Origin of the sequence: Parvibaculum sedimenti (assembly GCF_009184905.1) — a bacterium.
In the GTDB taxonomy this organism is placed as follows: Bacteria; Pseudomonadota; Alphaproteobacteria; order Parvibaculales; family Parvibaculaceae; genus Parvibaculum; species Parvibaculum sedimenti.
The window spans coordinates 1-3,884 of sequence record NZ_WESC01000030.1 but is presented as its reverse complement, the minus strand read 5'-3'; the positions used below and the strand labels follow the sequence as shown (position 1 = coordinate 3,884).

Here is a 3,884-nt window from a genome sequence, read left to right as displayed (position 1 = left end):
GCAACCAAACCTTCCCATCAGGAGGCCATCCAAGCCAACACACACGCCAGTCCCGCGTCAGCGGGTTCGTTCAATCCCCAACGTGAGTCAGCCTCAGCGCGCCTTGGTATAAGCTGCAGTTCGGGCCGGCTGCCCGCAAGAAGGTCGCGCGGGAACGCGGGCGGGATCACCAGCGAGAACGTGTCCATCCCGGCAAGCAACGGGGAAGAGTTCCTGATCGGCCCATCCCGTTAGAGAACGAAGCTGTCGACCCGTCCGAGTTTCCCACACGCAAAATCATAAGACAGTCGCAGGAGATCGAGAACGGTTTCGATTTCCGCGTTGTTCCTTGGCGCGTAGACCATGACCGCAGTTGACGGGATCATACCGGCCGCCGCCATCGGATGCGGCTCTGCCCAGCCCAGATCGACGATCTGCGGCACAGCATCCTCAGGCAGCATCATGTGCAAGCTGCCGTCCTGCGGCGGGTGGACGTGGGCGAACTCATTGCCGATCATGAATGCTTCGCGGCAGCCGCAGCCGCGCCCTTGTTCGAGGCACAACGCCTCGGCGCCCGGGACAGAGATCATCGAAGGCTGGCGCGTGACGAAGGGAAAATCGAAGGCCCGGTCCTTGAATGCGCTATATGACGTGGCATCCGGGTTTTGACTGATCTGCGTATGCGGGGCGCAAGGCGTGGTGTCGGGCCTTGGCCCCTCGCGCGGTGAAATTTTTAGCATGACTGAGCCTCCGTCATTGTGGTTCATTCCTGACCAGTCAGACCGGGTTTGTTGGCAAGCAGAAAGTCGCGGACCGACTGCGCTTTTTGTCCGGTCAGGTCTTCCACGTCGCCGGTCGTGACGTCCAGATATCCTTCGGCGATGGCCACGTCGAAGGACGAGAAGACATCCGCCATGAACTCCGGCAGGCCATTTTCTTTCATCGCTTCAACCAATGCGTCACGCGTGATCGGGACGTAGGGGATTTCCTTCCCGGCAACTTCGGACAGGATCGCGGCGATCTCGGCATGGCTGACGGCCTCGGGTCCGGTGATGTCGCGCAGGGTCGAGCCGGTCTCGGTCAACAGGGCTGCGGCGGCGGCGCGGGCGCAATCGGCGCGCGTGACATAGCCCGCCTTGCCGTCGCCTGCCGCAGCGTAAAGCGCCCCCGCGCCAATCGCCTGCGGCGCGCTCATCAGAAAAAGATCGGTGTAAAGGCAGTTGCGCAGGATCGTGTGGGGGATCCCGGTCTGCTTGATCAGCGCCTCGGTCTCGCGGTGATCGGCAGCAAAGCTGATCGGGTTGTTTTCATCGGGATTGGTGAGCGACGTATAGACGATATGCGACACACCGGCCTCTTTGGCGACCGAGATTGCGTTGCGGTGCGCGGCAAGCCGTTTGCCCGGCTCAAGGTCGTCCGTCGAGATGATCAGCAGCCGTCCGCCGCCGGCGAAGGCCGCGCCAAGCGTGGACGGGTCATTGAAATCGCCCGCCCTGACATCGACCCCTCGCGCCCGAAGTGCGTCGAGCTTTTCCGGCTTGCGGGTGATCGCGACGAGGGGGGCGGCCCCTTGCGCCAGCAGGTTCTCGATAACCTGACTGCCGAGTTGACCGGATGCGCCGGTCACGATGAAGGGGCCCTTGATGGTGTTGGACATGTCGTTGTGTTCCTTTCCAGAGTTTCTTTTCAACCGAAGCGAAAGGCGCTTTCGACGGCGCCAAGAACGTGATCTTCGAGGGTCTTCCGGCCGATATCGGTGCCCGCCGCGCCCGCCACGACATGCAACGGGATCAGGTGCTCTTCGCGCGGATGTGCATCGCGGCCGCTTGGTGCCTCCGACCAGCGCACGAGCCTGCGGTTACGTTCATCGGGATCGGGGCAGGTCACCGCCTCGGTCAGCCAGATGTCGAACGCTCCGCCAACCGTGTCGCCCCGCCGCCCGCCGCGCAGGCTCCGCATCATCACGCCCATGTTGTGATAGGTGTTGCCGCTGCCGATGATCGCCACGCCCTCGTCGCGCAAGGGGGCCAGGGCCTGACCAAGCGCAATATGGCGTGCGGGGTCAAGATCGCTGGCAACCGACAGCTGGACGCAGGGAATATCGGACTCCGGAAAGGCAACCTTGAGCGGCACGAAGACGCCGTGATCAAACCCCCGCGCGGCATCTTTCGCGGCCGGAAGACCGGCGGCGCGGATCAGGTCATGAACGCGGTCCGCCAGCGCCGGATCTCCGGGGGCGGGCCAGGTCAGCTCGTAGGTATGGGGCGGGAAACCGCCATAGTCGAACAGAAGCGGTGGCGCGGGGTTGGTCTGCACGGTGAAGGCGCGCTCTTCCCAGTGACCCGAGATCACCAGAAGCGCCCTGGGGCGTTCGGGCAGCGTGCCCGCCAGATCCTGCAGGAACTGGCGGTGCCGGTCCCATTCATCGGGTGGGTTCCAGTCCATGAAGAAACAGGGACCGCCGCCATGGGGAACGAACATCGCGGGCATACGGGTCATATCTGATAATCCTTCCCGGTCGGGCCGTCCGAAACCCTGCGTCTCGTTACCTCGATAAGGAATAGTTGTATTATGGCGTTAATTAAAGTAGGAACGAATAGATAACCAAGGCAAGAGAGTGGACCCCACCCATGCTCAAGACGCCGCCACAGTGCCCGATGGACGCGATCCTGCGTCTGCTGATGGGGCCGTGGACGACCTATATTATCTGGGTGTTGAGCGATGAGGGTCCGCAACGATTCGGGGCGTTGAAACGCGCCGTGCCGGGGATATCGACCCGCATGCTGACCGAACGCCTGCGGATGCTGCAAGGCGCCGGGGTCATCTGGCGCGAACAGGCGGAGACGATCCCGCCTGCGGTCACCTATGGCTTGACGCCGCGCGGCAACGACCTGCGAAGCGTTCTGGACGCACTAGGAAATATCGCGGAACGATGGAAGTCTGAGGGGGTCTTTGAAGACGATGACTTGGGTGCTGTTTGACTCTTGCGATGGCTGGAGCGGCCCCGGACCTGCGCGCAATTGCCCAGCACGAAACGCGCGGGCACATGTCTTCGGATTTGGGTCGCTACCTGTTCGCGGCGGTGTTCGGCCAAGTCCTTGGCTATAGCCCGAAGGCTGCCGCTTTCCCTTTGGCGCTCTGCCCGGATCACCGCAACCGGCACAGCGGGGTCTTCAATGACCGCTTCCGGGGCCAACTGGCCGACGAGGCTTCGACCACGGTCACGAGCCACATTTCGAAGGATGGTCACTACTTCATCCATCCTGATCCGATCCAGTGTCGCAGCCTGACTGTGCGCGAGACAGCCCGACTGCAGACATTCCCGGACGATTACCTGTTCCTCGGCAACCGGACTCAGCAGTACGTTCAGGTTGGCAACGCGGTGCCGCCGTTTCTTGCGCGGCAGATCGCAAGTCTTGTGTTGAAGGCCCTCTAGGCAGCGCACCCATGAGAGCGACGATCCGGGTGGTCGAGCGGTCAATGCGCGCCTCGGAATCGGTCCGGCATCAATGTAATCCTGCAGCACGACCTGTTGCGCCGGATGAGAGAACCGCACCGTGGGCAGCCAGCGGCGACAGGCCTTTGTCCCTCCCTTCTTCCCGGGATAGACCCGGCCATGCCGCAGCAGGAACCCTTGCAGATGCTGGCGCGCCTTGCCCGCCACCCGGACCGCCGTCGCCCGCCCCTCGGACCAGATCGCGTATCGCCTCGTGGGCTGCACCGGGCGCCCAGACCGCCGTCAATTGACCGGCCCGATGCAGCTTCGCCAGCATCAACACATCCCGACGGTCGGTCTTCACCCTGTCCCGGCCCTCACGGCGATCAGCGGTAAGCGATGTTTCGTTCACACCTTGACTGGATAATTCCAAGGGAGCAGATCTTTGATCTGGCTTTGCTTGTGTCCG

At 62.9% G+C, this 3,884-nt stretch carries 5 protein-coding genes; 2 read left to right on the top strand and 3 right to left on the bottom strand.

Annotation, left to right across the window (positions count from 1 at the left end):
• Positions 1 to 230: 230 nt before the first annotated feature.
• From F2P47_RS17475 to F2P47_RS17465, 3 genes are read right to left on the bottom strand one after another with little or no spacing between them, the layout of a single operon-like run.
• The gene (locus F2P47_RS17475) at positions 231 to 746 is read right to left on the bottom strand and encodes a luciferase domain-containing protein (RefSeq protein WP_204886759.1); all 516 of its coding nucleotides are present in this window, start codon (positions 744 to 746) and stop codon (positions 231 to 233) included.
• On the bottom strand, positions 743 to 1,636 hold the full coding sequence (locus F2P47_RS17470) for an SDR family oxidoreductase (protein WP_152217674.1): 894 nt from the start codon (positions 1,634 to 1,636) through the stop codon (positions 743 to 745). Before F2P47_RS17470 ends, F2P47_RS17475 begins: the two co-directional genes overlap by 4 nt.
• 29 nt (positions 1,637 to 1,665) lie before the next feature.
• Positions 1,666 to 2,478 carry a DODA-type extradiol aromatic ring-opening family dioxygenase gene (locus tag F2P47_RS17465; protein WP_152217673.1) on the bottom strand — a complete coding sequence of 271 codons (813 nt, stop codon included), beginning with the start codon at positions 2,476 to 2,478 and terminating at the stop codon, positions 1,666 to 1,668.
• A 131-nt stretch (positions 2,479 to 2,609) separates the two neighbouring features.
• On the opposite strand from F2P47_RS17465, the gene F2P47_RS17460 reads away from it, so the two are divergent.
• Complete coding sequence (locus F2P47_RS17460; protein ID WP_204886757.1) at positions 2,610 to 2,960, top strand: winged helix-turn-helix transcriptional regulator; 351 nt, start codon at positions 2,610 to 2,612, stop codon at positions 2,958 to 2,960.
• 8 nt (positions 2,961 to 2,968) lie between these two features.
• Entirely contained in the window at positions 2,969 to 3,415 is a 447-nt protein-coding gene (locus tag F2P47_RS17455) for a DNA cytosine methyltransferase (RefSeq protein ID WP_425500041.1), read from the top strand.
• Positions 3,416 to 3,884 lie beyond the last annotated feature (469 nt).